General features: G+C 54.4%; 3 protein-coding genes. 2 read left to right on the forward strand and 1 reads right to left on the reverse strand.

Annotated elements, in window-relative coordinates; genetic code table 11:
- Positions 1-908, forward strand: a 908-nt coding sequence (locus ACXJ5O_RS25295; protein WP_457302312.1) for an acyl-CoA dehydrogenase family protein, incomplete at its 5' end; no start/stop codon positions are given.
- Between the two features lie 2 nt (positions 909-910).
- Here ACXJ5O_RS25295 and ACXJ5O_RS25300 read toward each other — a convergent pair.
- A complete protein-coding gene (locus tag ACXJ5O_RS25300) occupies positions 911-1,249 on the reverse strand; it encodes a TIGR01244 family sulfur transferase (RefSeq protein ID WP_271892898.1) in 339 nt (112 codons plus the stop codon).
- A 311-nt stretch (positions 1,250-1,560) separates the two neighbouring features.
- Between ACXJ5O_RS25300 and ACXJ5O_RS25305 the strand changes: the two genes are divergently transcribed.
- Positions 1,561-2,034: transporter substrate-binding protein (locus tag ACXJ5O_RS25305; protein ID WP_457302313.1), on the forward strand; the 474-nt coding region annotated here is incomplete at its 3' end.

The raw sequence follows: 2,034 nt of genomic DNA on the forward strand, positions 1-2,034 counted from the left end.
ACAGCGGTTATCGCTCCATGATGAGCGTCCAGTCGTCGCTGGTCATGTATCCGATCTATGCCTACGGCTCCGAGGAGCAGCGCAAGAAATACCTGCCAAAACTTGCTTCCGGAGAGTGGATTGGTTGCTTTGGCTTGACTGAGCCCGACGCCGGTTCGGATCCCGCGGGCATGAAGACCCGCGCGACAAAAGTCGCGGATGGCTACCGGTTGTCCGGTTCAAAGATGTGGATTTCCAATTCACCCATAGCCGACGTTTTTGTCGTCTGGGCTAAATCTGACGCGCATGATGGCCAGATCAGGGGATTCGTGCTGGAAAAGGGCATGAAGGGTCTTTCCGCGCCGAAGATTGGCGGAAAGCTCTCGCTGCGCGCATCGATAACGGGCGAAATCGTCATGGACGGCGTCATCGTTGGTGAGGAGCATCTGCTGCCGAATGTTTCTGGCCTGAAAGGGCCGTTCGGTTGCCTCAATCGCGCTCGTTACGGCATCTCGTGGGGCGTTATGGGCGCTGCGGAGGATTGCTGGCAGCGCACAGTGCAGTACGGGCTTGATCGCAAGCAGTTTGGACGGCCACTCGCCGCTACGCAGCTGTTTCAGAAGAAATTCGCTGACATGCAGACGGAAATTGCTCTCGGGTTACAAGCCTCGTTGCGCGTTGGCCGTCTGATGGACGAAGACAAGGTCGCGCCGGAGATGATCAGTCTGATCAAGCGCAACAATTGCGGCAAGGCGCTGGATATTGCCCGTGTCGCCCGCGACATGCATGGCGGCAATGGCATCCAGATCGGCTACCACGTCATGCGGCACGCGCAGAACCTTGAGACCGTCAATACCTATGAGGGCACGCACGACGTGCACGCCCTCATTCTAGGCCGCGCCCAGACTGGCATCCAGGCGTTCTTCTAGAGCTAGCCCTTCTGCTGTTGTACGATGCCATAAATATTGGTTGAGCGTGCGCCGGAGCGGCAATAGGCGAGGACAGGTCCTTCCGCTTCCTCCAGCGCTTTGGCCATGGCATCGACGTCGTCCTGGGTCAGTTGACCAGAGATAACCGGAACATAATAAATCGGAATGCCTGCTTTTTCGGCAACCTGAGAAATTTCAGCGAAATCTGGCTGGTCCGGCGATTCGCCGTCCGGACGGTTGCAAATCAGCGCTTGATAGCCCGCGGCAACAATATCGCGCACGTCATCTGGTGAAATCTGGCCGGTCACAGCAAAATCTTCGTCAATTTGACGGATGTCCATTTTTTGTCCTTGGAAGAGTTGGTGTCGAAGTACCATACATCAAACGGAGGCCAATGCCATATCAAAGCATCTTTACTCTCCGTCGATGCCTATTAAATTTGCACATATTGATATGTGACTAAAGTATGAGCTAAAGGAGGTTGCGAAAGCGTCCGAACCAAACATCTTGCAAAAAATGCATTGATTATGAGAACCCATAATATGCTGATAATTTTGAATAATTCAGATGTCTTTAACCGACGAACACGACTTGGCACGCTCGTTGCTTAGAACTCCTTCGGTACCAACAACCAAAAGAGGGGTTCACCTGAATGTTCAATTTACCAGCCAGATTTATCGGGACTTTGGCGGCCGCCGCCATGGGTGCGTCCCTGGCCATGTCACCCGCGAGCGCCGCGGACGACACGATCAAGGTCGGCATTCTGCATTCGCTGTCCGGGACGATGGCTATTTCCGAAACGACCCTCAAGGATACGATGCTGTTCTTGATTGACGAACAGAACAAGAAGGGCGGCGTACTTGGCAAGAAACTTGAGGCTGTGGTGGTTGATCCTGCATCGGACTGGCCGCTCTTCGCCGAAAAGGCACGCCAGCTGATCGAGCAAGATAAAGTCGCCGCCGTATTCGGCTGCTGGACATCCTCTTCGCGTAAATCGGTTCTGCCGGTTTTCGAAGAGCTGAACTCGATGCTGTTCTACCCTGTCCAGTACGAGGGTGAAGAAAGCTCGCGAAATGTGTTCTACACAGGCGCCGCTCCGAACCAGCAGGCTATTCCGGCCGTCGAT

This window comes from Phyllobacterium sp. P5_D12 (assembly GCF_054049495.1).